Source organism: Simplicispira sp. 125 (assembly GCF_003096555.1).
Taxonomy (GTDB): domain Bacteria; phylum Pseudomonadota; class Gammaproteobacteria; order Burkholderiales; family Burkholderiaceae_C; genus Simplicispira.
The window spans coordinates 3745725-3770431 of the sequence record NZ_QEKM01000001.1; the positions used below are offsets into that span (position 1 = coordinate 3745725).

The following is a 24707-nucleotide window of genomic DNA, read 5'->3' on the forward strand; positions in this document are numbered from 1 at the left end:
GCAACAACACCCAAGACCCCCCGTACCGGCGCCCTATGTTTAACCTTGGAGTAACTCGCAATGAAAAAATCCCTGATTGCCCTGGCCGTGCTGGCTGCTTCTGGCGTCGCCATGGCTCAATCTTCCGTGACAATGTATGGCGTGGCTGACGTGGGTCTGGTCAAGTCCAATGGTATTTCCGCTCAAATGACTAGCGCTGGCTTGATGAACAACGGTACCAGCCGTTTGGGCGTACGCGGCGTGGAAGACCTGGGTGGCGGTCTGAAGGCTTCGTTCAACTTCGAACAAGGCATTAACCAAGAAGACGGCGCTTTGGCCAATGGCGCTGCTGGCGCTTGGAGCCGTGCTACCTGGGTTGCACTGTCGGGTGGTTTCGGTCGCTTCCAAATGGGCCGTACGCTGAACCCCAGCTTCTTCGGCGTGGCTACCTGGGAACTGACTGGCACGGCCAACTACTCCGCTGCTGGTAACCAGTTCGGTTTCACGGGCCAAGGTCCTCGTACCAACAGCCTGTTCCAGTACAGCACCCCCAACATGGGCGGTTTCAGCTCCACCATCGGCTACATCATGAAGCCCGACAACGGTGGCAATGCCAAGTACGACCTGAACGTGATCTACGCAAACGGCCCTCTGGCTGCTGCTCTGTCGTACAACAAGACCAACACCATGAAGGGCAACATGGCTCTGGGTGCTTCGTATGACTTCGGCATGGCCAAGGTTGCTGGTTCGATCCAGAACAACGGTGGTCCTTCCAAGGGCTTCACCATCGGCGCAACTGTTCCAGTTGGCGCATTTGCTCTGACGCTGGACATCGCTCGTGAAAACGGCACCGGCATGAAGAACACCGACTTCGTCCTGGAAGGCAAGTACGCCATGTCCAAGCGCACCTTTGCTTACGCTGCCTACTACAAGGACGGCGACAACAATGGCGCGCTGCCTGGTGGCTACGCTACCGGCGCCAAGAACCACCTGGGTCTGGGCATTCGCCACAACTTCTAATGGTGTGCTGGCGTAAGCCAGCTTCCATTGGCAGATCAAACCGCCAACCTTCGGGTTGGCGGTTTTTTTTCGTGATTTTGCGAGGTGATCTCCGATAAGAATCAATACACATGTGCTGCCATGGCGTGTTTTTGTATACCAATCAAATGAGATCACTGCATAGTGCGCCACAGCAGCCCATCCAGGAAGTGATTCCATTTCTAAATCATCCGTGTCGTTGTTGCTTCGCCTTGCCGTGCTACAGCACTGTCTGCGGCTTCGCGCCTAGACACGAATGATTTGGAAACAGAATGAGTTGCGTGTTCGGTTTGCGCGATCAAGACCCTGTGCATCTACCCTGATTTAGGGATAACCCATGACCAGTTCAGTGTGGCTTCCGGCATAGTCCCCTCTTTTTGATCAAGAGGGTTGTATGAATCTCAAATTCAATCTGTTGTCGTTGGCGGTTGCTGCAGTTTTGGTGGCGGCACCTGCCGCACAAGCCAAGCCTTTCAAGTGGGCCAGTCAGGGTGAAATTTCTACCTGGGATATTCACTCGCAGAACAACGCGCTGCAAAACGGCCTGCATGCCAACGTGTATGAAAGCCTGGTGTACTACAACAGCAAGACCTTCGATGTAGAGCCTGTACTGGCAACTTCCTGGAAAGAGATCAGTTCCACGCAGATCCGCTTCAACCTGCGCCAGGGGGTGAAGTTCCATGACGGATCAGCTTTCACCGCCGATGACGCCGTGTACTCCATTCAGCGCGCCATGGCGAAGACGTCCAACTTCACGCCGTATGTGCAGGGGATCGACAAGGTGGTCAAGGTGGATGGGCAGACCATTGATGTGCTGCTCAAGTCGCCCAACCCCGTGCTGCTGCGCCAGATGACCGAGTTGCGCATGATGAGCAAGGCCTGGGCCGAGAAGAACAAATCGGTCGAACCTAAGGACATGAAGGCAGCCGACGAAAACTTTGCGCACCGCAATGCCATGGGTACAGGCCCCTACACATTGGAATCCTGGCAGCCGGACCAGCGCATGGTCTTCAAGCGCAACCCGAACTGGTGGGGCAAGATGGACGGCAATGTGACCGAAATCGTCTACACCCCCATCAAGTCGGCGGCCACGCGCGTTGCTGCTTTGCTGTCGGGTGAAGTGGACATGGTGCTCGACCCTACGCCCCAGGATTTGGGCCGTTTGCGTGCCAGCCCGGATTTGAAGGTGGTCGACGGTGTGGAGAACCGCACCATCTTCCTGGGCATGGACCAGTTCCGCGATGAATTGCCAGGCTCGAACATCAAAGGCAAGAATCCGCTGAAGGACGTGCGCGTACGCAAAGCCTTGTACCAGGCGATTGATGCCAACACCATTTCGCGCAACATCATGCGCGGCCTGGGCAAGCCCACGGGCGCGATTGTGGCGCCCCAGGTGGCGGGCTATACCGAAGCCGTGGGCAAGCGCTTCCCTTACGACGTGGAGGCCGCCAAGAAACTGCTGGCCGAAGCGGGGTATGCCGATGGCTTCGAGGTGGACTTTGCCTGCCCGAACAACCGCTACATCAACGACGAGGCCATCTGCCAGGCAGTCACCGCCATGTGGTCGCGTATTGGTGTGAAGGCCAAGCTGCGCACCCTGCCGGTGGCCACCTACTTCCCCATGATCCAGCGCTACGAAGCCAGCATCTACATGCTGGGTTGGGGTGTGCCGACTTTCGACTCGTTGTACAGCCTGCAATCGCTGGTGCGTACCGTGGGTCAGGGCGGCGACGGCAACTACAACGTGGGCCGTTACAGCAACCAGCGCATGGACTACCTGGTCGATCGCATCAAGGCCGAGACTGATGCGCCCGTGCGTGCCCGCATGCTGACCGAGGCGCTGCAATTGTCCAACGACACCGTTTCACACCTTCCGCTGCATGACCAGGTCATTCCCTGGGCCATGAAGAAGAACATCGAGCTGGTGCACCGCGCCGACAACCGCGTGGACATGCGGCTGGTGAAGGTGAACTAAGCCATGCAGGGTGTGCGCACAATTTTGCGCACACCCTGTGGCATGATGATTTTTATTACTCGTCACCGGCCGCCATAAGTGGTCAGGTGGCGCTGTCGAACACACACTCGATTCCTATAGATGCTTGCCTTCATACTGCGCCGCCTGATCCAGGCCGTGATCGTCATGGTTACCGTGGCATTTATCTCCTTCATGCTGTTCCAGTATGTGGGTGACCCTGTCGTATTTTTGCTGGGCCAGGATGCAACGCCGGATCAGATACGGGAGTTGCGCGCAGCCTTGGGGCTGGACAAGTCCTTTTTCGTGCAGTTCGGCCATTTTTTGGTCAACGCCGCACAGGGTGAATTTGGCCTGAGCCTGCGCCAGGGCGCAAAGGTGTCGCGGCTGATTGCCGAGCGCTTTCCGGCGACGCTGGAGCTATCTTTGGTGGCTGCCTTTCTGGCGCTGGCCATGGGTATTCCCATGGGGGTCTACGCCGCTCTCAAGCGCGGTAGTTTCACCAGCCAGGCATTGATGACCTTGTCGCTGCTGGGCGTGTCGCTACCGACGTTCGTGATCGGTATCCTGCTGATTCTGGTGTTTTCCGTCACGCTGGGCTGGTTTCCCAGCTTTGGTCGGGGCGAGGTCGTGCACATGGGCTGGTGGAGTTCGGGCCTGCTGACCGCCAAGGGCTGGCACCACATCACGCTGCCGGCGATCACGTTGGCGATTTTTCAGCTCACGCTCATCATGCGGCTGGTACGTGCTGAAATGCTGGAGGTGCTGCGCACCGACTACATCAAGTTCGCGCGGGCGCGCGGCCTGTCGGACCGCACCATCCACTTTGGCCATGCACTCAAGAATACCCTGGTGCCGGTGATGACCATCACCGGCCTGCAGCTCGGCGGGTTGATTGCTTTTGCCATCATTACCGAAACCGTTTTCCAGTGGCCGGGCATGGGGCTGTTGTTCATCCAGGCGGTAACCTTTGCCGATATTCCTGTGATGGCAGCCTATCTGTGCCTGATCGCCCTGATTTTTGTGGTCATCAATCTCGTGGTCGATCTACTTTATTTCGCTGTGGACCCACGCCTGCGCGTGGGCAAGGCGGGGGGGCACTGACATGCTGGGTCCGCGTTTGAAGGCTGGTGGGCGAGCCTTTGCCCATATCGCCCAATACCACCCCGAACTGACCGCCCTGCGCCGCGATCTGCACACCCACCCGGAACTGGGTTTCGAAGAGGTGTACACCGGCTCCCGGGTGAAAGAGGCACTCAAGGTTTGCGGCGTGGATGAAATCCATGACGGTATTGGCCGCACCGGCATCGTCGCCGTGGTACGTGGGCGCAGTACTGCCAGTGGCGCCATGGTGGGCCTGCGTGCCGACATGGACGCGCTACCCATGACCGAGCACAACGATTTTTCCTGGAAATCGTGCAAGCAAGGGTTGATGCATGGTTGCGGGCATGACGGCCATACCGCCATGCTGGTGGGCGCTGCGCGCTACCTGGCGGCGACCCGTGACTTCGATGGCACAGCGGTGCTGGTTTTCCAGCCGGGCGAAGAAGGCATGGCTGGTGCGCGCGTGATGATGGAAGACGGCCTGTTCGACCGCTTTCCCGTGCAGTCCATCTACGCCATGCACAACTGGCCCGCGATGAAACCGGGCACGGTGGGCCTGAGCGACGGCGCCATGATGGCGGCGGCCGACCGCATCACCATCCAGATCACAGGGCGGGGCGGACATGGCGCGCATCCCTATCAAACGGTGGATGTGGTGCTGGTGGCGGCGCACCTGATTACGGCGGTGCAGAGCATTGTGTCGCGCAATGTGCGCGCCATCGACAGTGCGGTCGTCAGCCTGTGCGCCGTGCAGGCGGGCGATCTGGGGGCCTTCAGCGTGCTGCCGGGTTCGGCCACGCTGGTGGGTACCGTGCGCACCTTCGACCACGAGGTGCAGGCCTTGGTCGAGCGCCGCCTGCACGAACTGTGCAGCGCGGTGGGGATGGCCTTTGGTGCCACGGTGGCGCTGGACTACCAGCGCATTTACCCTGCCACGATCAACACCGAAGCCGAGGCGCGTTTCGCGGGCGACGTGGCCGAAGCCCTGCTGGGCGCGGAGAACGTGGTGCGTGACCTGGAGCCCAGCATGGGCGCCGAAGACTTTTCGTTCATGCTGCAGACCAAGCCCGGTGCCTACTTGCGCATCGGCCAGGGTATGGGCGCGAGTGGCGCCGTATTGCACAACAGCCGCTATGACTTCAACGACGATATTCTGTCGCTGGGTGCTGCCCTGCACGCCAGCCTGATCGAGCGCGCCATGCCCTTGCCTGCGGCGCAATGATGGTGAATTTCCTTTTTTTTACCCAGGAGAACTACATGAAAAAGACGAGACAACTGGTTGCCACAGCCCTGTTCGCTGCCCTGTCGGCGGCCAGCTTGGTGGGCCACGCGCAAACCATCCGGATTGCCAATCAGGGCGATGCCCTCTCCATGGACCCGCACTCGCTCAATGAATCGCTGCAACTGAGCACGACGAGCAATGTCTATGAGCCGCTGGTCGGCCGCAACAAGGATCTGAGCCTGGCGCCAGCGCTTGCCACTGCCTGGAAGCAGACTTCGCCCACGGTGTGGCGCTTCGAATTGCGCAAGGGTGTGCAATTCCATGATGGCACGCCGTTCACTGCGGATGACGTGCTGTTCAGCTTTGCACGCACGCAGATGGAGGGCTCTGACATGAAGAGCTACACCAACGACTTCAAGGAAGTGCGCAAGATCAACGACCACACGGTCGAGATCGAAACCAAGACCCCGTTTCCCATTCTGCCCGACGTGATCTCGCAGGTATTCATGATGAGCAAGAAGTGGTGCGAGGCCAATAACGCCACCGGCCCGGTCGATCGCCGCAAGGGCATCGAAAACGCGGCGTCTTTCCGCGCCAATGGCACCGGTCCGTTCCGCCTGCGCGAACGCCAGCCCAACGTGCGCACCGTGTTCGTTCGCAATGGCGCTTATTGGGGCCCCATTGAGGGCAACGTGGCTGAAGTGGTCTTTACCCCCATCGGCAGCGCTCCCACGCGCGTGGCGGCCTTGCTGTCGGGCGAAATTGATGTCATGGAACCCATCCCGGTGCAGGACATTGAACGTGTCAACAACAACCCCGGCACGCGGGCCATCACCGGCCCCGAGCTGCGCACCATTTTCCTAGGCATGGACCAAAAGCGTGACGAGCTGCTGTACTCCAGCGTCAAGGGCAAGAACCCGTTCAAGGACAAGCGCGTGCGCCAGGCCTTCTACCAGGCCATCGACATCGAAGGTATCAAGAAGACGGTGATGCGCGGTGCTTCCAACCCGTCGGCGCTGATGGTGGGCCCAGGTATCAATGGCTTCCAGCCCGACGCCAAACGTCTGCCTTATGACGTGGAAGCCGCCAAAAAACTCATGGCCGAGGCGGGCTACCCCAATGGCTTTGAAGTGTCGATGAATTGCCCGAACGACCGCTACGTGAATGACGACCGCATTTGCCAGACTGTGGCCGCGAACCTGTCACGCATCAACGTCAAGATCAATCTGCAGGCCGAAACCAAGGGCACCTATTTCCCCAAGGTGCTGCGCCGCGACACCAGCTTTTACATGCTGGGCTGGACGCCGACGACCTACGACGCGCACAACGCCCTTAATGCGCTGATGGCCTGCGTGGATGACAAGGGTGCCGGGCAGTTCAACCTGGGCGCGTACTGCAACCCCAAGGTGGACGAGCTGACGAAGAAGATCCAGTCCGAGACCGATGTGACCAAGCGCAATGCCATGATCAAGGAAGCCTTTGATCTGCATTCGGCCGACATCGGCCACCTGCCGCTGCACCAGCAGGCGCTGGCCTGGGGTGTCAGCAAGAAAGTCAAGCTGGTGCAACTGGCCGACAATTTCATGCCCTTCAAGTGGATGAGCATCAGCAAGTAGTTCGCACGCGATCGTAGCGATTGACCCGCAGTTGCAACGCATGGTCGCCACAAGCGCTGTGCGTTGCCGTATGACTCCTGGTATTCACACAATGAAAACAACTCTTGCACGCTGGTTGGACAGCGATGTGGGCTACAGCTTCCGCACATCGCCCGTGGCCATGCTGGCTGCAGCGATCGCGCTGGTCTGCCTGTTCTGCTCGGTCTTTGCCGGCTGGGTGGCCCCACACAACCCCTTTGACCTGGCCACGTTGGAACTGAGCGATGCCCGGCTGCCGCCAGCCTGGAGTGCCGAGGGCACATCCAAGTACCTCCTGGGCACGGATGACCAGGGGCGCGACATTCTCTCGGCGCTGATCTACGGCGCACGCATCTCGCTGATCGTGGGCATCGCTTCGGTGGTTCTGTCTGTGGTGGTGGGTGTGGCGCTCGGGTTGCTGGCAGGGTTTCGCGGCGGCTGGATCGACGCCGTGCTCATGCGCTTGTGCGATGTGATGCTGTCCTTCCCCGCCATCCTGGTCGCCCTGCTGATTGCCGGTGTAGGCCGGGCGCTGTTCCCGCATGCGCACGAATCGCTGGCCTTTGGCGTGCTCATCCTGTCCATTTCGCTCACCGGTTGGGTGCAGTACGCACGCACCGTGCGCGGCTCCACGCTGGTGGAGCGCAACAAGGAATACGTGCAGGCCGCGCGTGTGACCGGGGTTTCATCCCTGCGCATCATGCGCAAGCATGTGCTGCCCAATGTGATGGGCCCGGTGATGGTGTTGGCCACCATCCAGGTCGCTACGGCCATCATCACCGAGGCCACGCTGTCCTTTCTGGGGGTGGGCGCGCCGCCCACATCGCCCTCGCTGGGCACGCTGATCCGCATTGGCAACGACTACCTGTTCTCGGGCGAGTGGTGGATCACCGTCTTCCCCAGCGCCATGCTGGTGCTGATTGCCCTGTCGGTGAACCTGCTGGGCGACTGGCTGCGCGATGCGCTCAACCCCCGGTTGCGCTGAAGAAATGGAGAACAACCCTCTGAGCGGCTTGCGCCGCATCCCCCTTCTCTCGGCTTCGCCGGGAAGGGGGACACCGCCAGCGCGGCGGGGCGGCCCTTGCGCGGCGGTCGCTGGCCTGGGTCATGCCTATTCAATTGACTGTGTGCAGCGCACAGAACTGTGAATCACTGATATGTCTCTCTTGGAAGTCAAAAACCTCGTGGTCGAGTTTCCGGGCCGTCGCGGTACCCTGCGTGCCCTGGACGATATTTCCTTCTCCATCGCACCCGGCGAAATCCTGGGCGTGGTGGGTGAGTCCGGCGCGGGCAAATCGCTCACGGGTGCGGCCATCATCGGCCTGCTCGAGCCTCCGGGCCGCGTGGCCTCGGGCCAGATTTTGCTGGAGGGCCAGCGCATCGATCATCTGGGGCATGAGGAGATGCGCCACATCCGGGGGCGGCAGATTGGCGCCATTTTTCAGGACCCGCTGACCTCGCTGAACCCGCTCTATACCGTGGGTCGCCAGCTGACCGAAACCATTCTGGCGCACCTGCCGGTCAGCCCGGCCGAGGCGCGCCAGCGGGCCATCCAGTTGCTGCAGGACACGGGTATTCCGGCCGCCGAGCAGCGGGTAGACCATTTTCCGCACCAGTTCTCGGGTGGCATGCGCCAGCGCGTGGTGATTGCCCTGGCGCTGGCGGCCGAGCCCAAGCTGATCGTGGCCGACGAGCCGACGACGGCGCTGGATGTCTCCATCCAGGCGCAGATCATTCAACTGCTCAAGAACATCTGCAAATCGCGGGGCGCCGCGGTGATGCTGATCACGCACGACATGGGCGTGATTGCCGAAACCTGCGACCGCGTGGCCGTGCTGTATGCCGGGCGCATCGCCGAGATCGGACCGGTGCATGACGTCATCAACCAGCCCTCGCACCCCTACACCAGCGGTCTCATGGCTTCCATTCCCGATATGGAGCAAGACCGCGAGCGCCTGAACCAGATCGACGGAGCCATGCCGCGCCTCAATGCCATTCCTGCCGGGTGCGCCTACCACCCGCGTTGCGCCAGCGCGTTTGACCGCTGCCTGCGTGAGCGCCCTGATCTGATGGAGGCCGGTAGTACCCGCTCGGCCTGCTGGCTGCATGCCCACGCACCGACCGAGGTGGCCGTATGAGCGCCGCAGCACCTGTGCGCGGCAAGGCCCTCGTGCAGGCGCACGATCTGGCCATGACCTTCGACGTATCGGCACCCTGGCTCAACCGCGTGATCGAGCGCAAGCCGCGCACGCTGCTGCACGCGGTCGATGGTGTGGACTTCGAGATCGAAAAAGGCAAAACCCTGGCCCTGGTGGGCGAGTCGGGCTGCGGCAAAAGCACGGTGGCGCGCCTGCTCGTGGGCTTGTACGAGCCCACGCGCGGCGGCCTCACTTTTGATGGCCAGGACGCGCATGCCGCCTTCAAGGGCGCCAATGCCAAGGCCATGCGCCGGCGCATCCAGATGATCTTCCAGGACCCGTACGCCAGCCTAAACCCGCGCTGGCTGGTGGAAGACATCGTGGGCGAGCCGCTCAAGGAGCATGGCCTGATCACCGACAAGGCCGAGCTGAAAGCACGCGTGGGCGAGTTGCTCCAGTCCGTGGGCCTGTCGCCGCTCGACATGGTGAAGTACCCACACCAGTTTTCGGGTGGGCAGCGCCAGCGCATTTCCATCGCGCGCGCCCTGGCCACCGAGCCCGAGTTTCTGGTGTGCGACGAGCCGACCAGCGCGCTCGACGTGTCGGTGCAGGCGCAGGTGCTCAACATCATGAAGGACCTGCAGCGCGAGCGACAGCTCACCTACCTGTTCATCAGCCACAACCTGGCCGTGGTGCGCCACGTGAGCGACCAGGTGGGCGTGATGTACCTGGGCCGCCTGGTGGAGCTGGCCGACAAGCACACCTTGTTCGACACCCCGCGCCACCCCTACACGCGCATGCTGCTCGACGCCATCCCCAAGATGCACGACACGGGCAAGGCGCGCACCCCTGTGCAGGGCGAGGTGCCCAATCCGCTCAGCCCGCCGCCGGGCTGCGCCTTCAACCCGCGCTGCCCCCATGCCAACGACCGCTGCCGCAGCGAACGCCCGCAGCTCTTGAACCTGGGCGGCATCCGCATTGCCTGCCATGCGGTGGAAGAAGGCAGGATTTGAATGAATGACTATGAAAAAAATAGCTGCTAGCGCTTACCAGTAAAGCGCTAGAGGTGTTTTTTTGTTGATTTTTACAACCCAGGAGACGGCCCATGACTGCATTCACCCTGACCAGCCCCGACATTGCCAGCGGAGGCACGGTACCGCAGCACTTTGAGTTTGATGGATTTGGTTGCTCGGGCCGCAACGAGTCGCCCGCCCTGCACTGGAGCGGCGCGCCCGAAGGCACCAAGAGCTTTGCGCTGACGGTGTATGACCCCGACGCGCCCAGCGGGTCGGGCTGGTGGCACTGGTTTGTGGTGGACCTTCCGGCGGACACGGTGGCGCTTGCGCCCAACGCCGGTGCCAAGGGCGGCGCCGGGCTGCCCGCAGGGGCGCGCCAGGTGCGCAACGACTACGGCGCCTTTGCCTGGGGCGGCATGTGCCCGCCCCCGGGCGACAAGCCCCACCGCTACGTCTTCACCGTGCATGCCCTGGGCGTGGACCGGCTGGAGATTCCCGACGATGCCTCGGCAGCGCTGGCCGGCTTCATGGTCAATGCCAACAGCCTGGGCAAGGCCACGTTCACATCGACCTACGGGCGTTGATGTCAAAAAAGTGAGCTGCTAGCGCTTGTTGAATAGATTTTTCAGAGTGTTTTTTCTCTGAAATCGTTATTCAATAAGCGTTGATAGCTCTATTTTTTGTAGCAAATCAAGTGTAGCGCTTGGCGCGCAGGTTGTCCTTCATCTGCTGCAGGATGGGCTGCAGCGGGCTGCCAATGCGCAGCGCCACGCAGGTCGCCAGCACGTCGATGATGAGCAGGTGTAGCAGGCGCGAGACCATGGGGCTGTAGCGGTCGTAGCCCTCGGGGTGGTCGGCGGCCAGGTGGATGGGGCAGGTGCTGGCCAGGGGCGAGCCGCTGGCCGTGATGGCTATTGTTGTGGCCCCGTTCTTGCGCGCAATGTCGGCAGCGTCCATCAGGTCGCGCGTGCGGCCCGAGTTGGAGATGATCACCAGGCAGTCGCCCGGCCCCAGCAGCGTGGCGCTCATCACCTGCATGTGGCCGTCGCTGGTGGCAATGGACGTGACCCCCAGGCGGAAGAATTTATGCTGCGCATCCTGCGCCACGATGCCCGAATTGCCCGCCCCATAGAACTCGATGCGCCGCCCCATCTTCCAGGTGGCGGTAATTGCGTCGGCGGCCCGTTCAATGGCCACCGTGCTGGCGGCATTGCGGTACTGCAGGAAGGCGGCTACGGCGTTGTCCACCACCTTCACCAGCACATCGCTGGTCTTGTCATCGGCGTCTACGCTGCGGTGGATGAAGGGCACGCCCTCGCTCACGCTGCCCGCGAGTTTGAGCTTGAAGTCGGCCAGACCGTCGTAGCCCATGCTGCGGCAAAAGCGCACCACCGTCGGTTTGCTCACATGGGCGCGCTCAGCCAGTTCGCGCACGGGCAGGCGGGCAAAGGCGCGCGCATCCTGCAGCACCAGGCGCCCCACGCGCTGCTCTGCCGGGGCGAGGGAGGGCAGGGAGGCCGTGATGCGATCGAGCATGGTGTGTGCGGCGGGGTTGGGTGCGGTGGGGCAGAATGTAACGCAGTTTCAGCCCCTGGCGGACGCATACACTCGGGGTTGGGCGCGCCGTCTGTGGGCCCGCCAGACTGACCCATGAGGATTTGCATGAACCAGCTCGACGCACTCAAACAGTTCACGACCGTGGTGGCCGATACCGGCGACTTCAAGCAGCTGGCCCAGTTCCAGCCCCAGGACGCCACCACCAACCCGTCCCTGATCCTCAAGGCGGTGCAAAAGCCAGAATACGCACCGCTGCTCAAGGATACTGTGGCCCGCTGGAAGGACCGCACGATGGATGAGGTGATTGACCGCCTGCTGGTGCGCTTTGGCTGCGAAATCCTGGCCACCATTCCGGGCCGCGTGTCCACCGAGGTGGATGCCCGCCTGAGCTTTGACACCAGCGCCACCATCACGCGGGCCGAGCGCATCATCGAGTTGTACCAGGCCGAAGGCATCCATATCGACCGCGTACTCATCAAGATCGCCGCCACCTGGGAGGGCATAGAGGCGGCGCGCAAGCTCGAGAGCAAAGGCATCCACACCAACCTCACATTGTTGTTCTCGTTTGCCCAGGCCGTGGCCTGCGGGCAGGCGCGGGTGCAGCTGATCTCGCCGTTTGTCGGGCGCATTTACGACTGGTACAAGAAACAGGCCGGTGCGCAGTGGGTGGAAGCCGACAGGGCCGGTGCCAACGATCCCGGCGTGCAGTCGGTGCACAAGATTTTCAACCACTACAAGCATTTCGGCATCGCCACCGAGGTGATGGGCGCGAGCTTTCGCAATGTGGGCCAGATCACCGCGCTGGCCGGGTGCGACCTGCTCACCATTGCCCCCGATCTGCTGGCGCAGCTGGCCGCCACCGAGGCGCCCCTGCAGCGTGCGCTGGACGCCCAGGCCGCGCGCACCATGGATTTGCCAGCCGTGCAATACGATGAAGCAGGCTTTCGGTACGCCCTCAACGAGGACGCCATGGCGACCGAGAAACTCGCGGAAGGCATCCGTGCCTTCGCGGCTGATGCGGTCAAGCTGGAGCATTTGATCCGGGCCGCCTGACGGCCTCCTCGTTACACTCCGAAACCGCCTTGGCAGTTCAGGGCGCAGGATTTGATTTCTATGCATTCAGTTGTTATTAGCGGCACAGGTCTTTACCAGCCCCCGTACACCATCAGCAATGCCGAACTGGTGGATGTTTTCAACCGCTACGTGGACGAGCAAAACACGCTCCATGCCGGCGAAATCGCTGCGGGGGCGCGCCCGGCCCTGCCGTATTCGAGCGTCGAGTTCATCGAAAAGGCCTCGGGCATCCAGCAGCGCTACGTGATCGAGAAAAGCGGTTTGATGGACCCGGCACGCATGTGCCCGCGTTTGTCTGAGCGCCCTGATGACCAGCTCTCGCTGATGGCCGAGATCGGCGTGGATGCCGCGCAAAAGGCGCTGGCGGCGGCGGGCCGTACGGGGGATCAGATCGATGCTGTGCTGTGCGCCGCATCCAACATGCAGCGCGCCTACCCGGCCATGGCTGTGGAGATCCAGCAGGCCCTGGGGGCTGGCGGCTATGGGTTCGACATGAACGTGGCCTGTTCTTCGGCCACCTTTGCCATCGAGCAGGCGGTCAATGCCGTGCGCACCGGCAGCGCGCGCTGCGTGCTGGTAGTGAGCCCTGAAATCACCTCGGGCCACCATGCCTGGCGCGACCGCGACTGCCATTTCATTTTTGGCGACGTCTGCACCGCCGTCATCGTCGAGCGGGCTGACGACGCCCCATCGGCTGACCAGTGGGAAGTGCTGGGCACGCGCCTTGTCACCCAGTTCTCCAACAATATCCGCAACAATTTCGGGTTTTTGAACCGCAGCGAAGACAGCGACCCCAACGCCCGCGACAAAACCTTCCGCCAGGAAGGCCGCAAGGTGTTCAAGGAAGTCGTACCCATGGCGGCGGCGCATATCGAGTCGCACCTGGCCGCACTGCAGCAATCGCCAGCGGCAGTGCGCCGCTTCTGGCTGCACCAGGCCAACCAGAGCATGAATGACCTGATCGTGCGCAAGATGCTGGGAACGCAGCCCGACGCCGATGTCGCGCCGCTGATCCTGGACGAGTTCGCCAACACCGCCTCAGCGGGTTCCATCATCGCCTTCCACCGCCACCGGGCCGACTTGGCTGCGGGCGACCTGGGGGTGATTTGCTCCTTTGGCGCCGGCTATTCGGTCGGCAGTGTGGTGGTGCGCAAGCGCTGATCGTTCTTTTGCCACCCTTGGGGCGCGTTGTAAAAGGATGTTGGGTCGCGCGATTGCGAAATCGGATGGCGCCGTCTGGGTTTAGACTTTGCACCCCATGAACCAGCCTATCCGTTGCGACGAATCCCCACAATGGCTTCGCCTGCGCGCCTTGTATGAAAACGAGGGCCGCATGCTGGACATGCGCCAGGCCTTTGCCGCGGATGCCCAGCGCTTTGCGCATTTCAGCCAGACGGCGCCCCATGTTTTTGCGGACTTGTCAAAAAACCTCTGGGATCGGCAGACCGAGTCTTTGCTGCTAGACATGGCCGCGCACTGTGGGCTGGAGGCGCGCCGCGATGCCATGCTGCGTGGCGATCCGATCAACAGCACGGAGCAGCGGGCGGTGCTGCACACTTTATTGCGCCGCCCCCGGGGGCTGGCCTTGCCGGGTGATCGGCCGGAAGTGGCAGGCGATCTGGTGCAGGTGCACGCCACGCTCGATGCCATGCTGGCCTATGCCGAGGCGGTGCGCGCCGACGAGGGCATCACCGATGTGGTGAATATCGGCATCGGCGGCTCGGATCTGGGCCCGCACATGGCGGTGCAGGCGCTGGAGGCTTATCGTGCGCAAGGCAAGCGCTTGCACTTTGTCTCCAACATCGATGGGCATGAACTGCATGCCGCGCTCCAGTCCTTGCAGCCCAGTCGCACGCTGTTCCTGGTAGCCTCCAAAACATTCACCACCGTGGAAACCATGACCAACGCCCGGTCGGCGCTGGCCTGGTTCCATGCGCAGGGCGGGCGCGATGTGGCGCGGCACTTTGCCGCACTCACTACCAATGTGGATGCCGCGCGCGAGCTGGGCATCACCACCACATTCGGGTTCTGGGATTGGGTGGGCGGGCGCTACTCGCTGTGGTCTGCCATCGGTTTACCTGTGGCGATTGCCGTGGGGGCCGAGGGTTTTCGCGAGCTGTTGGCAGGTGCACATGCCATGGACGAGCACTTTCGCACCGCGCCATTGGCCCGCAACCTGCCCGTGCGCCTGGGTTTGCTCGACGTCTGGTACCGCAACTTCCACGGCTTCGACAGCCGTTGCATCGCGCCCTACCATGCCTACTTGCGGCGGCTGCCCGCCTATCTGCAGCAACTGGAGATGGAAAGCAATGGCAAGCAGGTGGATCGGCAAGGGCGCCTGCTGCCCATGGCGACATCGCCCGTGCTCTGGGGCGAACCAGGCAGCAATGGCCAGCATGCGTTTTTCCAGATGCTGCACCAGGGCAGTGATGTCCTGCCGCTGGAGATTGTGGCCGTGCGCCGCTGCGCGCATTCATTGGCGGGGCACCACAGCATGCTGCTCGCCAATGCCCTGGCGCAGCCCCAAGCCTTGATGGAGGGGCGTGCCAGCGAGTGCGGGCATCGGCATTTTCCCGGCAACCGGCCCAGCAGTTTCTTGCTGCTGGAGGCGCTCACACCGGCATCGTTGGGCGCGTTGATCGCATTGCAGGAGCATCGTGTGTTCGTGAGCGGCAGTCTCTGGGGTATCAACAGTTTTGACCAGTGGGGCGTGGAGCTGGGCAAGGTGCTGGCCCGGGATCTGGAGCAGCGCCTGGCCACCGGGAATGTGGAAGGGCTGGATGCATCTACCGCGGGGTTGCTGCAGCGGCTGCGCGCTGAGTGAAGTTGGCCGCCCGGGTTCTCAAATTTGTTCGCGCAGGACTGTTTTGAGCACCTTCCCATAGTTGTTGCGGGGCAGGGCGCTCACCGTGATGTAGCGCTTGGGTCGCTTGAAGCGGGCCATCCGTTCCAGGCAGTGCTGATCGAGTTCGGCGTGCACCACTTTTGCCCCGTCCTGCGCCACGACGAAAGCCACCACAATTTCGCCCCACTCCGCGTCGGGGGCGCCCACCACAGCCACCTCGGCCACGCCGGGGGCGGTCAGCAGCACTTCCTCCACTTCGCGCGGATAGATGTTGGAGCCGCCACTGATGATCAGGTCCTTGCTGCGGTCCTTCAAGGTGAGGAAGCCGTCTTTGTCCAGGCTGCCCACATCGCCCGTCCATAGCCATCCGCCGCGCAAGGCAGCGGCCGTCGCTTCGGGGTTGCGCCAGTAGCCGGCCATCACACTGTCGCCCTGTACCAGGACTTCACCCACTTCGCCCACAGGCAGTGCCTCGCCCTGCGCGTTGGCTACCCGCACCCGGACAGGCGTCTGGGCCACGCCGACCGAGGCAATGCGCTCCTGATAGCGCGGGTGTCCTGTGTCGGCCAGCTGCGCGCGCGCAAGGGCCGTGGCCACCATGGGTGTTTCGCCCTGGCCATAGATCTGCACAAAGCGCGGCCCCATGACCTGCAGGGCACGCTCGATATCGGCCACATACATGGGTGCGCCGCCATACACAATGGTTTTGAAGGCGCGCGCGCAATTGACCACGGGGATACCGGCTTCTTCGGCATGGTCTACCAGGCGCTTGACAATGGTGGGTGCGGCGAAGGTGGACAGAGCCCCCATTTGCCAGCCCAGTGCAAACAGCTCCGCAGGGTCCACGCCGCCCGACGCGGGCACCACATGGCGCGCCCCGGCCATCAGGTGGGGAATGGCGTACAGCCCGGCGCCATGCGACATGGGCGCGGCATAGACGATGGTGTCCTGGGCGGCTACGGGGTCCACATCCACGAAATAGGTCAAACCCATGGTCATGAGGTTGCGGTGCGTCAGCATCACGCCCTTGGGGCGGCCTGTGGTGCCGCTGGTGTAGAACAGCCAGGCCACGTCGTCGGGTGCGCGTTCGGTGGTGGGCGCGGCTTCCAGGTCTTGCAGGGGCGCCAGCAGGGCGTTGGCCCTTTCGGACTCGATATCGATCTGTTGTTCCAATCCTGCGAGTACGCCAGGAGCGACATCACTGGTGGTGAATCCCCAGCGGGCCTGGGCGTCCTCGACGATCCATTCCACCTCTCGGGGGTGCAGTTTGGCGTTGACGGGCACCACCACCAGGCCGGCCCACCAGGCAGCGCACAGCACCTCCAGGTAGCGGGGATGGTTGCGCATGAAGAGCAGCACACGGTCCCCCGGCTGTAAACCGGCAGCGCGCAGATGCTGCGCCAGTGCGGCGCTGCGCGCTGCCCACGCGCCGTAGGTCGCCCATGGCGCGTTGCCAAGGAAGAGGGCGGGGCGGTCGGGTGACAGGCGGGCATGCCGCAGCAGCAGGTGGATAAGGTTCATGGGGCTTTCAGTGTTCGGCAAACGGCCTGTGCGTTTGCCATGTCCCCGACCATAAACAGCAACGCCGTTTCTGCCTATACCGTAGGAATACGGAGCAGGGGCATTTCAAGCCCGCCAAGAAACGCCTCTTACTGCTTGAACACGACGGCTTCGAGTTGCAGGCCCCGTATGCGGGTGGCCGCCGCACCGGCTTCCTTGGCGGAGGCGTAAGGGCCAACGCGCACCCGGATGCGCGGGCCTTTGGCGGTTTCCAGAAGCTGACGAAACGCCGGCAAGCCCTCGTTGAGCAGACGTGCCTGGGTTTTGCGGGCATTGGCTTCCTCGGCAAAAAGCCCTACGTTGATGTAGTAACCCGGCGTGCTGCCAACGACGGGAAAGGGCGCGCTGGCAGGTGTGGATGCCTGTGGCGCCACGGCGGCCGCAGGGTTGTTCTTGCGGGCGGGCGGGCGCTGCTTTGTGCTGCTAACTGCCCCCGATTTGGGCAGGAGTGGGGCTGCCGACGGGGAGGTGGCGGGAGTCGCAGGTGGTGGTTGGATAGCCTCAGCGGCGCTGGCGGGTGTAGGCGTGGGCGCCACGGCGACGGGAGCAGGAGCAGGAGCTTCGCTGCTGCTGGGTGCCGGGGGTGTGGGCTCCGGTGCATTGTTGTCGTCGGCCACCAGTGGGGCTGAAGCGGGCAAGGCCACCGGCGCTGCCTGCGAAGCGGGAGTCGTCACGACGAGCGGAGTCATCGCTTCGTTGGACGCCAATGTGTCTGGCGTGTCGCCCGGGGGCAAAACCCAGTAAGCGGCCAGGGCGGCGGCCAGTAACAACAGGTTGAGCGCAGCCAGGCCGGACAGGCGCTTGAAGCTCCCCGCCTGGCGTTCCAGCTGGGCACAGGCCTCGGGAATGGTGCGGGTGGCCGCCAGGGCGCGGGCAATGCGCTTGCGGATTTCGGTGTGCAGGATGGCGTCACCATAGAGGCCGGGCAGGACAAAAGCCAGCAGACCAAAGACCGCCATCAACCCCCAGTGCACGGCATCGGGCCATTGCAGCTGGGCGCGGCCCACGCCAAAGACCAGCAGGGCCAAGCCTTCGGCGGCCGCCACGTACATCAGGGCGGGGCCCCATAAGTGGCGCAGCGCCATCCAGCTCAAGGTACACAAGCTGGCGCCGGTATTCCAGCCAGGGTGCGTGCGGCCCAGGCGATCGAAATGGGCGAAACGGGGCAGATAGCGTTCCGTCCCGATCGGGCCGAGTGCCGCCCGGTACAAGGTCGTCATGGCGCTGTCGGCCGGTTCGGCGGACAGCCGCAAGGCGTCGGCAGGATCCTGGTGCGTGGGCATGGCCGATTCTGGCATGCAGCCGCGGGGCATGCCAGAGTGCGCGCCCACAAAAAAGCCCGCAGGGCTTGCGTCCTGCGGGCGGGGTGCTGCCGGGCGCAGCGTGATCAGCTGCGATTGCCGATGGCGATCTGGCCCGCGCGGGCGGCCGTCACGGCTTCGGCGCGCACCGTAGCGCGGTCCAGCGCCGAAGAGGCTGCCGGGGTGGCCACGGCGAAGTTCTTGAAGCTGGGCAAAGCCTTGACACCTTCGGCACGCACATCGGCGCTGCTGCGGGTGGACTGGAAGTTGGCTTCGAAATTGGTGCCGTACAGGTTGCCATTGAGTTCAACAGCTTGTGCGCCGATCGAGGCGAAAGCGGCTACGGCGGCGATAGAGAGAATGCGAGCGGTGTTCATGATGGTGTCCTTGGGAGAAACAGGTTTGGTTGTGAGTGCTCCTGCAAGGGCTTTGCAGGAGAGGGAATCAATCAGCTGCGGTTGCCGGTGGCGATCTGGCCAGCGCGGGCGGCGGTCACGGCTTCAGCGCGGATGGCGGCGCGGGTCACGGCCGATGGGGTATCGCCCTGGCGATCGGCCACTTCGAAGTTCTTGAACTGCGACACCGCCTGCACGGCCTCGGCCTGCACCGCAGAGCGGGCGCGGGTCGATTGGAAGCCGGCTTCGAACTGGGTGCCGTAGAGGTTATTCGCTTGGGCGCCGAACGAGGCAAAAGCAGTAACAGCGGCGATGGAGAGGATGCGGGATGCGGTCATGGTGAAGTCCTTGGGTCAAAGTTATTTCAGGGAGCCGGGTCCGCAACCTTGAGGCGGTGCTGATCCGGGTCGGTGAGGGGCTCTGGTGGGCTGCGTCTCATCGATGGGTGAACTTTAATCCCATCTAGGCCAAAGAAAAACTATCAAGTCACAAACTAACTGTTCCAGTATTCGACACAATCAAAATCTTGAAATCGAGGGGCGCGTGGCAGCTGGCATCCTGGTATCGGTACAAGGCGTTTGGAGGGCAAGGGCATTGCGTTCGCCCTACCATGGCAGGCCCAAAACCATTGCCGTGGGCTGCCATGACCAAGACCTTGAAGATTGACTTTGTGTCCGATGTATCGTGCCCCTGGTGCGTCATTGGCCTGCGGGCCTTGCAGCAGGCGGCAGATCGGCTGAAGGACGAAGTAACGCTGGACCTGCATTTCCAGCCGTTTGAACTCAACCCGCAGATGGGGCCGCAAGGGCAGGACATTGGCGAGCATCTGCAGGAAAAATACGGCGCCTCGGCCGAGCAGCGAGAAGCTACCCGCGCGGCCATTGCTGCGCGCGGCGCGGAACTGGGTTTTACCTTTACCCCCGGCGCCCGTGGCCGCATCTACAACACCTTTGATGCACACCGCCTGCTGCACTGGGCAGAGCTGCAGGGGTGTCAGCTTGCGCTCAAGCAGGCCTTGTTCAAGGCCTATTTCACCGATGGGCAAGACCCGAGCAACCACGACCTGCTGGTGCGTGTTGCGGGTGGGGTGGGACTGAACGAGGACGAAGCGCGCTCACTGCTGGCGTCCGGCCGCTTTTCTGATGAAGTCCGTGAGCGGGAGCAGTTCTATCAGCAGCAAGGCATTCACTCGGTGCCCGCCATCGTCATCAACGACCGCCACCTCCTTCAGGGTGGCCAGCCGGTCGAAGTGTTCGAGCAGGCGCTGCGGCAGATTGTTGCGGCAGAATGACGGATTGCTATTTAAAACATAGCTTCTAACGCTTTATATGTAAGCGTTATAGCCATTTTTACTATTATTTCAGCGGGATGGCCAAGGCCCGGTCCACCGGCACCGCCGTCACGCTGTTCTGGGGCGAGCCGTCGATGAGCTTTTCCGAATACGTCAGATAGACCAGCACATTGCGTGCCGGATCCACCATGCGCACGATGCGCAGGCGCTTGAACAGGATGGACATGCGTTCGCTGAACACTTCTTCCTGCTTTTTGAGTGGCCCCGGAAAACTGAGCGGGCCCACCTGACGGCAGGCAATGGAGGCTTCAGCGCGGTCTTCGGCCAGGCCCAGCGTGCCTTTGATGCCGCCGATGCGTGCCCGCGAGACATAGCAGGTCACGCCCTGTACGCCGGGGTCGTCATAGGCTTCCACGATGATGTCGTGGTCGCGGCCGAGCCACTGGAAGGCGGTGTCCACCGTGCCGATTTTCTCGCCGGACGAAGCCAGCGCGGCGACGCTGCAGCAGGCCATGGCAAGCCCCAGCCAAAGGTGCCGTGCAGGGCGGCGAATGGAAGGGCGAAAGCGTGAGAGGGATGTTTTCATGGGCGTGTGGCGGCGTTGCAGGGATGGAGGAGGGGTCTCTGGTGCGGTGCCCTCATTGTCTCAGTCCATGCGCTGCATGGTGTGGGTTTCTCCCATGAGAAAAGCCTGGTTGCGCTGGGTGGCCTCGCGCAAATAGTCCCACAGTGCGCGCACGCGGGCCAGTTCGCGCCGCTCGCTGGGCGCTGCGATCCAGAAGGTGCGAATGATGTCGATGTCTGCCGGCAGAACGGGCACCAGGTCGGGGCATTGTGCGGCCAGAAAGCATGGCAGCACCGCCAGGCCCTGGCCTTCGCGCACGGCGTTGTATTGGGCCACGATGCTGGTGCTGCGCAGCGGGGTGTGGGCGTGCGGTGCGATGGTTTCGAGGTAGCGCAACTCGGGGCTGAACGAGAGTTCGTCGACATAGCCAAACAGGCGATGCTCGGCCAGATCGGCGACGCAATGGATGCCTGGATGACGGGCCAGGTAGCGCCTGCAGGCGTAAAGCTGCAGCCGATACTGCGACAGTTTGCTGGTGACCTGGGTGCTGCTGCGCGGGCGCTCGATGTTGATGGCCAGATCGGCCTCGCGCTGCGACAGGTTGATGAACCGGGGCACCACCAGCAACTCGACCGTGATGGCGGGGTGGCGGTCACAAAAATGGCTCAGATGGGGCGCCAGAAAAAAACTGCCAAAACCTTCCGTCGCACCCAGGCGCACATGGCCTGTCAGCATCTGGCTGTCGTCGCCGATGTCTTCGTCCAGCAGGGCGACCGTGCTCTCGATGCGTTCCACATGTTCCAGCAGCCGATGGCCGGCAGCGGTCATGACGTGCCCGGCCGGAGTGCGCTCGAACAGTTGGGTGCCCAGTTCTTTTTCCAGGCGGTGCAGGCGGCGCGTCACGGTGGAGTGGTCTACGTCCAGGCGCCGCGCGGCTTCCTGGGCCGATTGGGCGCGCACCACCGCCAGAAAGAGACGCAGGTTGTCCCAGTTGATGCCCGCTTGTGTCATGGATGGAGTCCGGTCATGGGGTCGCTGTGGTGGTGCAAATTTGCATTCTATGAATTCATAAGTGCTATATCCGAATGCATAAACACAATGATAGAGTGAATCCGTAGTCCACAGACTGCAGGTTCAGGCCGTACAAAACAAGGAGACAAATATGCAGACATTCATCAGAAATTCGGTTGCGGTGGGGGTGTTGGCCCTTTGCGCCGGTGCACAGGCGCAAATCTCGGATGGCGTGGTCAAGATTGGTGTTTTGACCGACATGGCCGGACCTTATTCGGGCATGGGCGGTGCAGGCTCGGTAGTGGCAGCGCGCATGGCGGTCGAGGACTGCCTCAAGGCTGAATGCAAGGACATGAAGATCGAGGTGGTGAGTGCCGACCACCAGAACAAGGCCGACATCGCCGCTACCCGGGCGCGCGAGTGGATGGACCGCGACAAGGTCGATGCCCTGGCCGACCTGACCAATTCGGCAGGCGCCCTGGCAATTCAGAAGCTGATCAAGGAAAAAGGCGGCATTGCGCTCTACAGCGGCCCCGCCACCACGCGGCTGACCAATGAGGATTGCGCAACCAACGGTTTCCACTGGATGTTTGATACCTATTCGTCGGCTTCGGGTGCGGCAGCGGCGCTCACGCAGGCGGGCTTCAAATCGTGGTACTTCCTCACCGTCGACTACGCTTTTGGCCACTCGCTGGAAAAAGACGCCTCGGACGTGGTCAAGGCCCAGGGCGGTACGGTATTGGGCAGCGTGCGCCATCCGCTTAATGCGAGCGATTTTTCGTCCTTCATGCTGCAGGCGCAAAACTCCAAGGCCCAGGTCATTGGCCTGGCCAACGGCGCGCAGGACACGGTCAATGCCATCAAGGCGGCACGGGAGTTTGGCGTGGACGGCAAGGACCAGCGGGTTGCTGCGCTGCTGATGTTCCTGACGGACGTGCACTCTCTGGGTCTGAACCAGGCGCAGGGCCTGCTGTTCTCCGAGGGCTTTTACTGGGATATGGACGACAAAACCCGCGCCTTCGCCGCACGCTTTGAAAAACTGCACAAAGGCTATAAACCCACCATGGTGCAGGCGGGCGTGTATTCGAGCGTGCTGCATTACCTGAAGTCGGTGGCGGCGGCCAAGACCGATGACTGGAAGGCCGTGGCGCAGAAGATGCGCGACTTGCCGATCCAGGACCCCATCATGCGCAACGCCAGTATTCGCCCTGATGGCCGCGTGGTGCATGACATGTACCTCTTCCAGGTGAAGAAGCCTTCCGAGTCCAAGGGCGCGTGGGACTACTACAACACGGTCAGCACCGTGCCTGCGCAAATCGCTTTTAAACCCCTGGCCGATTCGACCTGCCCGCTGGTCAAGAAGTAAGGCCCGGCCTTCCCCTGGCGCCGTGTTGGTGGTGCCACCACGACTCCCTGGCGTGCGGCATGCGTGCGCAAGGGTGGCGCCTCCCTGCCTGTTTTTCACGATAGATTGCCATGAACACCCCTGCCTCCACCCCCGCCACCATCCACCACTTCATCGGCGGCAAAGCCTACCCGTCGAAAAGCACTGAGTGGCGTAATGTCACCAACCCGGCTACCCAAGAAGTGGTGGCGCGCGTGCCCTTTGCCACACCTGAAGAGGTCAACCTGGCCGTAGCCAGTGCCCGCGAGGCGTTCCAGACCTGGCGTTCCACGTCGCTGGGCGCGCGCATGCGCATCATGCTCAAGCTGCAGCACCTGGTGCGCGAGCACTTGCCCGAGCTGGCGCAGCTCATCACCCTGGAGCATGGCAAGACCTTGCCCGACGCCGAGGGCGAGGTGGCACGCGGCCTGGAAGTGATTGAGCACGCCTGCTCCATCACCACCTTGCAACTGGGCGAGATCGCAGAAAACGCCGCTACGGGTGTGGATGTGTACAACCTGCTCCAGCCGATTGGCGTGGGCGCTGGCATCACGGCGTTCAACTTTCCGGTCATGCTGCCGTGCTTCATGTTCCCGATGGCCATTGCCTGCGGCAATACTTTTGTGCTCAAACCGTCCGAGCAAGACCCCAGCTCGACCATGCGCCTGGTGGAGCTGGCGCACGAAGCGGGCATTCCGCCCGGCGTGCTCAACGTGGTGCATGGCGGCGCGCAGGTGGCGGACATGATTTGCGACCATCCGGACATTGCCGCGCTGTCGTTCATCGGTTCGACCCATGTCGGCCAGCACATCTACCGCCGCGCTTCAGATGCCGGCAAGCGTGTGCAGTCGATGATGGGCGCGAAAAACCACTGCGTCGTCATGCCGGACGCGCACAAGGAGCAGGCCATCAACAACCTGCTGGGTTCGGCCTTTGGCGCTGCCGGCCAGCGTTGCATGGCCAATTCGGTGGCCGTGCTGGTGGGCGCTGCGCGCGATTGGTTGCCCGAGGTGACCGAGCGCGCCGGAGCGCTCAAGGTCGGCCCGGGAAGCGACCGCCAGGCGGATCTGGGGCCGCTGGTCAACCCCCATGCGCGCCAGCGCGTGCTGCGTTTGATTGACTCGGGCGTGGAGCAGGGTGCGCGCCTGCTGCTCGATGGCCGCCAGTGCACGGTGCCAGGCTATGAGAGCGGCAACTTCGTGGGACCGACGATTTTTTCCGACGTCAAAGTCGAAATGGACATTTACCAGCAGGAGATTTTTGGTCCGGTGCTGAATGTGGTGTGCGTCGAGACGCTGGAAGAGGCCATTGCCCTGATCAATGCCAACCCGAACGGCAATGGCACCTCCATCTTTACTTCCAGTGGCTGGGCGGCGCGCAAGTACCAGCACGACATCAACGTCGGCCAGGTCGGCATCAACGTGCCGATCCCGGTGCCGGTGGCCTATTTCAGCTTCACCGGGTCGCGTGCTTCCAAAATGGGCGATTTGGGCCCCAACGGCAAGCAGGCCGTGCAGTTCTGGACACAGACCAAGACGGTGACGGCGCGCTGGTTTGAGGATGGCAGCGCTTCCGAGGGGCTGAATACCACTATTTCGATGAAATAAATTTCAAGCAAAAT

Annotated in this window: 22 protein-coding genes; 15 read left to right on the top strand and 7 right to left on the bottom strand. The window is 62.5% G+C overall.

Features of this window, described 5'->3' with window-relative positions:
• The first annotated feature begins 60 nt into the window (after positions 1-60).
• The 9 genes from C8D04_RS17555 to C8D04_RS17595 all read left to right on the top strand — a co-directional run bounded on the left by C8D04_RS17555 (position 61) and on the right by C8D04_RS17595 (position 10687).
• Positions 61-999: a porin gene (locus C8D04_RS17555; RefSeq protein ID WP_116002816.1), complete on the top strand. Its 939-nt coding sequence runs from the start codon at positions 61-63 to the stop codon at positions 997-999.
• A 412-nt stretch (positions 1000-1411) separates the two neighbouring features.
• Positions 1412-2992 carry an ABC transporter substrate-binding protein gene (locus C8D04_RS17560; RefSeq protein ID WP_116002818.1) on the top strand — a complete coding sequence of 527 codons (1581 nt, stop codon included), beginning with the start codon at positions 1412-1414 and terminating at the stop codon, positions 2990-2992.
• 120 nt (positions 2993-3112) lie between these two features.
• Positions 3113-4093, top strand: a complete 981-nt coding sequence (locus C8D04_RS17565; RefSeq protein WP_116002820.1) for an ABC transporter permease — start codon at positions 3113-3115, stop codon at positions 4091-4093.
• 1 nt (position 4094) lies between these two features.
• Positions 4095-5315 (top strand): M20 aminoacylase family protein, encoded by a 1221-nt coding sequence (locus C8D04_RS17570; RefSeq protein WP_116002821.1) that lies wholly within the window; start codon positions 4095-4097, stop codon positions 5313-5315.
• A gap of 35 nt (positions 5316-5350) precedes the next feature.
• Positions 5351-6931 (top strand): ABC transporter substrate-binding protein, encoded by a 1581-nt coding sequence (locus C8D04_RS17575; RefSeq protein ID WP_116005893.1) that lies wholly within the window; start codon positions 5351-5353, stop codon positions 6929-6931.
• A 91-nt stretch (positions 6932-7022) separates the two neighbouring features.
• A complete protein-coding gene (locus C8D04_RS17580) occupies positions 7023-7934 on the top strand; it encodes an ABC transporter permease (RefSeq protein ID WP_116002823.1) in 912 nt (303 codons plus the stop codon).
• 172 nt (positions 7935-8106) lie between these two features.
• Positions 8107-9087, top strand: coding sequence for an ABC transporter ATP-binding protein (locus C8D04_RS17585; protein ID WP_116002824.1), 981 nt, complete (start codon positions 8107-8109; stop codon positions 9085-9087).
• Positions 9084-10100 carry a dipeptide ABC transporter ATP-binding protein gene (locus C8D04_RS17590; protein ID WP_116002826.1) on the top strand — a complete coding sequence of 339 codons (1017 nt, stop codon included), beginning with the start codon at positions 9084-9086 and terminating at the stop codon, positions 10098-10100. The genes C8D04_RS17585 and C8D04_RS17590 overlap by 4 nt, the downstream gene beginning before the upstream one ends.
• A gap of 92 nt (positions 10101-10192) precedes the next feature.
• A complete protein-coding gene (locus C8D04_RS17595) occupies positions 10193-10687 on the top strand; it encodes a YbhB/YbcL family Raf kinase inhibitor-like protein (RefSeq protein ID WP_116002828.1) in 495 nt (164 codons plus the stop codon).
• Between the two features lie 106 nt (positions 10688-10793).
• Here C8D04_RS17595 and C8D04_RS17600 read toward each other — a convergent pair whose 3' ends face one another.
• Positions 10794-11639 carry an SIS domain-containing protein gene (locus C8D04_RS17600; RefSeq protein WP_116002830.1) on the bottom strand — a complete coding sequence of 282 codons (846 nt, stop codon included), beginning with the start codon at positions 11637-11639 and terminating at the stop codon, positions 10794-10796.
• Positions 11640-11765: 126 nt separating this feature from the next.
• Between C8D04_RS17600 and tal the strand changes: the two genes are divergently transcribed.
• The 3 genes from tal to pgi all read left to right on the top strand — a co-directional run bounded on the left by tal (position 11766) and on the right by pgi (position 15558).
• The gene (gene tal, locus C8D04_RS17605) at positions 11766-12713 is read left to right on the top strand and encodes a transaldolase (protein ID WP_116002832.1); all 948 of its coding nucleotides are present in this window, start codon (positions 11766-11768) and stop codon (positions 12711-12713) included.
• A gap of 60 nt (positions 12714-12773) precedes the next feature.
• On the top strand, positions 12774-13895 hold the full coding sequence (locus C8D04_RS17610; protein WP_116002834.1) for a beta-ketoacyl-ACP synthase III: 1122 nt from the start codon (positions 12774-12776) through the stop codon (positions 13893-13895).
• 97 nt (positions 13896-13992) lie between these two features.
• Positions 13993-15558, top strand: a complete 1566-nt coding sequence (gene pgi, locus C8D04_RS17615; RefSeq protein ID WP_116002835.1) for a glucose-6-phosphate isomerase — start codon at positions 13993-13995, stop codon at positions 15556-15558.
• An 18-nt stretch (positions 15559-15576) separates the two neighbouring features.
• Here the strand turns inward: pgi and C8D04_RS17620 are convergent, their stop codons facing one another.
• From C8D04_RS17620 to C8D04_RS17635, 4 genes are all read right to left on the bottom strand, one after another.
• Entirely contained in the window at positions 15577-17100 is a 1524-nt protein-coding gene (locus tag C8D04_RS17620) for an AMP-binding protein (RefSeq protein ID WP_116002837.1), read from the bottom strand.
• 128 nt (positions 17101-17228) lie between these two features.
• Positions 17229-18422 (bottom strand): SPOR domain-containing protein, encoded by a 1194-nt coding sequence (locus C8D04_RS17625; RefSeq protein ID WP_116005894.1) that lies wholly within the window; start codon positions 18420-18422, stop codon positions 17229-17231.
• Positions 18423-18526: 104 nt separating this feature from the next.
• Entirely contained in the window at positions 18527-18817 is a 291-nt protein-coding gene (locus tag C8D04_RS17630; protein WP_116002839.1) for a DUF4148 domain-containing protein, read from the bottom strand.
• Between the two features lie 71 nt (positions 18818-18888).
• Positions 18889-19173, bottom strand: coding sequence for a DUF4148 domain-containing protein (locus tag C8D04_RS17635; RefSeq protein WP_116002840.1), 285 nt, complete (start codon positions 19171-19173; stop codon positions 18889-18891).
• A gap of 305 nt (positions 19174-19478) precedes the next feature.
• On the opposite strand from C8D04_RS17635, the gene C8D04_RS17640 reads away from it, so the two are divergent.
• Positions 19479-20126, top strand: coding sequence for a DsbA family oxidoreductase (locus C8D04_RS17640; protein ID WP_116002842.1), 648 nt, complete (start codon positions 19479-19481; stop codon positions 20124-20126).
• A gap of 64 nt (positions 20127-20190) precedes the next feature.
• Here the strand turns inward: C8D04_RS17640 and C8D04_RS17645 are convergent, their stop codons facing one another.
• Both C8D04_RS17645 and C8D04_RS17650 read right to left on the bottom strand, forming a co-directional pair.
• The gene (locus C8D04_RS17645; protein WP_116002844.1) at positions 20191-20640 is read right to left on the bottom strand and encodes a CreA family protein; all 450 of its coding nucleotides are present in this window, start codon (positions 20638-20640) and stop codon (positions 20191-20193) included.
• Positions 20641-20772: 132 nt separating this feature from the next.
• Positions 20773-21702, bottom strand: coding sequence for a LysR family transcriptional regulator (locus C8D04_RS17650; RefSeq protein ID WP_116002845.1), 930 nt, complete (start codon positions 21700-21702; stop codon positions 20773-20775).
• Between the two features lie 151 nt (positions 21703-21853).
• Here C8D04_RS17650 and C8D04_RS17655 point away from each other — a divergent pair, with 151 nt between their 5' ends.
• Positions 21854-23068: an ABC transporter substrate-binding protein gene (locus tag C8D04_RS17655; RefSeq protein ID WP_116002847.1), complete on the top strand. Its 1215-nt coding sequence runs from the start codon at positions 21854-21856 to the stop codon at positions 23066-23068.
• A gap of 110 nt (positions 23069-23178) precedes the next feature.
• Positions 23179-24693 carry a CoA-acylating methylmalonate-semialdehyde dehydrogenase gene (locus tag C8D04_RS17660; protein ID WP_116002849.1) on the top strand — a complete coding sequence of 505 codons (1515 nt, stop codon included), beginning with the start codon at positions 23179-23181 and terminating at the stop codon, positions 24691-24693.
• The last annotated feature ends 14 nt before the right edge of the window (positions 24694-24707 follow it).

What these genes read in the sequence shown, in the direction of transcription:
- C8D04_RS17595 (WP_116002828.1), top strand. Translation starts at nt 10,193, where the DNA reads ATGACTGCATTCACCCTGACCAGCCCCGACATTGCCAGCGGAGGCACG.
- C8D04_RS17585 (WP_116002824.1), top strand. Translation starts at nt 8,107, where the DNA reads ATGTCTCTCTTGGAAGTCAAAAACCTCGTGGTCGAGTTTCCGGGCCGT.
- C8D04_RS17630 (WP_116002839.1), bottom strand. Translation starts at nt 18,817, where the DNA reads ATGAACACCGCTCGCATTCTCTCTATCGCCGCCGTAGCCGCTTTCGCC.
- C8D04_RS17635 (WP_116002840.1), bottom strand. Translation starts at nt 19,173, where the DNA reads ATGACCGCATCCCGCATCCTCTCCATCGCCGCTGTTACTGCTTTTGCC.
- C8D04_RS17625 (WP_116005894.1), bottom strand. Translation starts at nt 18,422, where the DNA reads ATGCCCACGCACCAGGATCCTGCCGACGCCTTGCGGCTGTCCGCCGAA.
- C8D04_RS17590 (WP_116002826.1), top strand. Translation starts at nt 9,084, where the DNA reads ATGAGCGCCGCAGCACCTGTGCGCGGCAAGGCCCTCGTGCAGGCGCAC.
- C8D04_RS17600 (WP_116002830.1), bottom strand. Translation starts at nt 11,639, where the DNA reads ATGCTCGATCGCATCACGGCCTCCCTGCCCTCCCTCGCCCCGGCAGAG.
- C8D04_RS17620 (WP_116002837.1), bottom strand. Translation starts at nt 17,100, where the DNA reads ATGAACCTTATCCACCTGCTGCTGCGGCATGCCCGCCTGTCACCCGAC.
- C8D04_RS17660 (WP_116002849.1), top strand. Translation starts at nt 23,179, where the DNA reads ATGAACACCCCTGCCTCCACCCCCGCCACCATCCACCACTTCATCGGC.
- C8D04_RS17650 (WP_116002845.1), bottom strand. Translation starts at nt 21,702, where the DNA reads ATGACACAAGCGGGCATCAACTGGGACAACCTGCGTCTCTTTCTGGCG.
- C8D04_RS17655 (WP_116002847.1), top strand. Translation starts at nt 21,854, where the DNA reads ATGCAGACATTCATCAGAAATTCGGTTGCGGTGGGGGTGTTGGCCCTT.
- pgi (WP_116002835.1), top strand. Translation starts at nt 13,993, where the DNA reads ATGAACCAGCCTATCCGTTGCGACGAATCCCCACAATGGCTTCGCCTG.
- C8D04_RS17555 (WP_116002816.1), top strand. Translation starts at nt 61, where the DNA reads ATGAAAAAATCCCTGATTGCCCTGGCCGTGCTGGCTGCTTCTGGCGTC.
- C8D04_RS17575 (WP_116005893.1), top strand. Translation starts at nt 5,351, where the DNA reads ATGAAAAAGACGAGACAACTGGTTGCCACAGCCCTGTTCGCTGCCCTG.
- C8D04_RS17640 (WP_116002842.1), top strand. Translation starts at nt 19,479, where the DNA reads ATGACCAAGACCTTGAAGATTGACTTTGTGTCCGATGTATCGTGCCCC.
- C8D04_RS17565 (WP_116002820.1), top strand. Translation starts at nt 3,113, where the DNA reads ATGCTTGCCTTCATACTGCGCCGCCTGATCCAGGCCGTGATCGTCATG.
- tal (WP_116002832.1), top strand. Translation starts at nt 11,766, where the DNA reads ATGAACCAGCTCGACGCACTCAAACAGTTCACGACCGTGGTGGCCGAT.
- C8D04_RS17610 (WP_116002834.1), top strand. Translation starts at nt 12,774, where the DNA reads ATGCATTCAGTTGTTATTAGCGGCACAGGTCTTTACCAGCCCCCGTAC.
- C8D04_RS17645 (WP_116002844.1), bottom strand. Translation starts at nt 20,640, where the DNA reads ATGGCCTGCTGCAGCGTCGCCGCGCTGGCTTCGTCCGGCGAGAAAATC.
- C8D04_RS17580 (WP_116002823.1), top strand. Translation starts at nt 7,023, where the DNA reads ATGAAAACAACTCTTGCACGCTGGTTGGACAGCGATGTGGGCTACAGC.
- C8D04_RS17570 (WP_116002821.1), top strand. Translation starts at nt 4,095, where the DNA reads ATGCTGGGTCCGCGTTTGAAGGCTGGTGGGCGAGCCTTTGCCCATATC.
- C8D04_RS17560 (WP_116002818.1), top strand. Translation starts at nt 1,412, where the DNA reads ATGAATCTCAAATTCAATCTGTTGTCGTTGGCGGTTGCTGCAGTTTTG.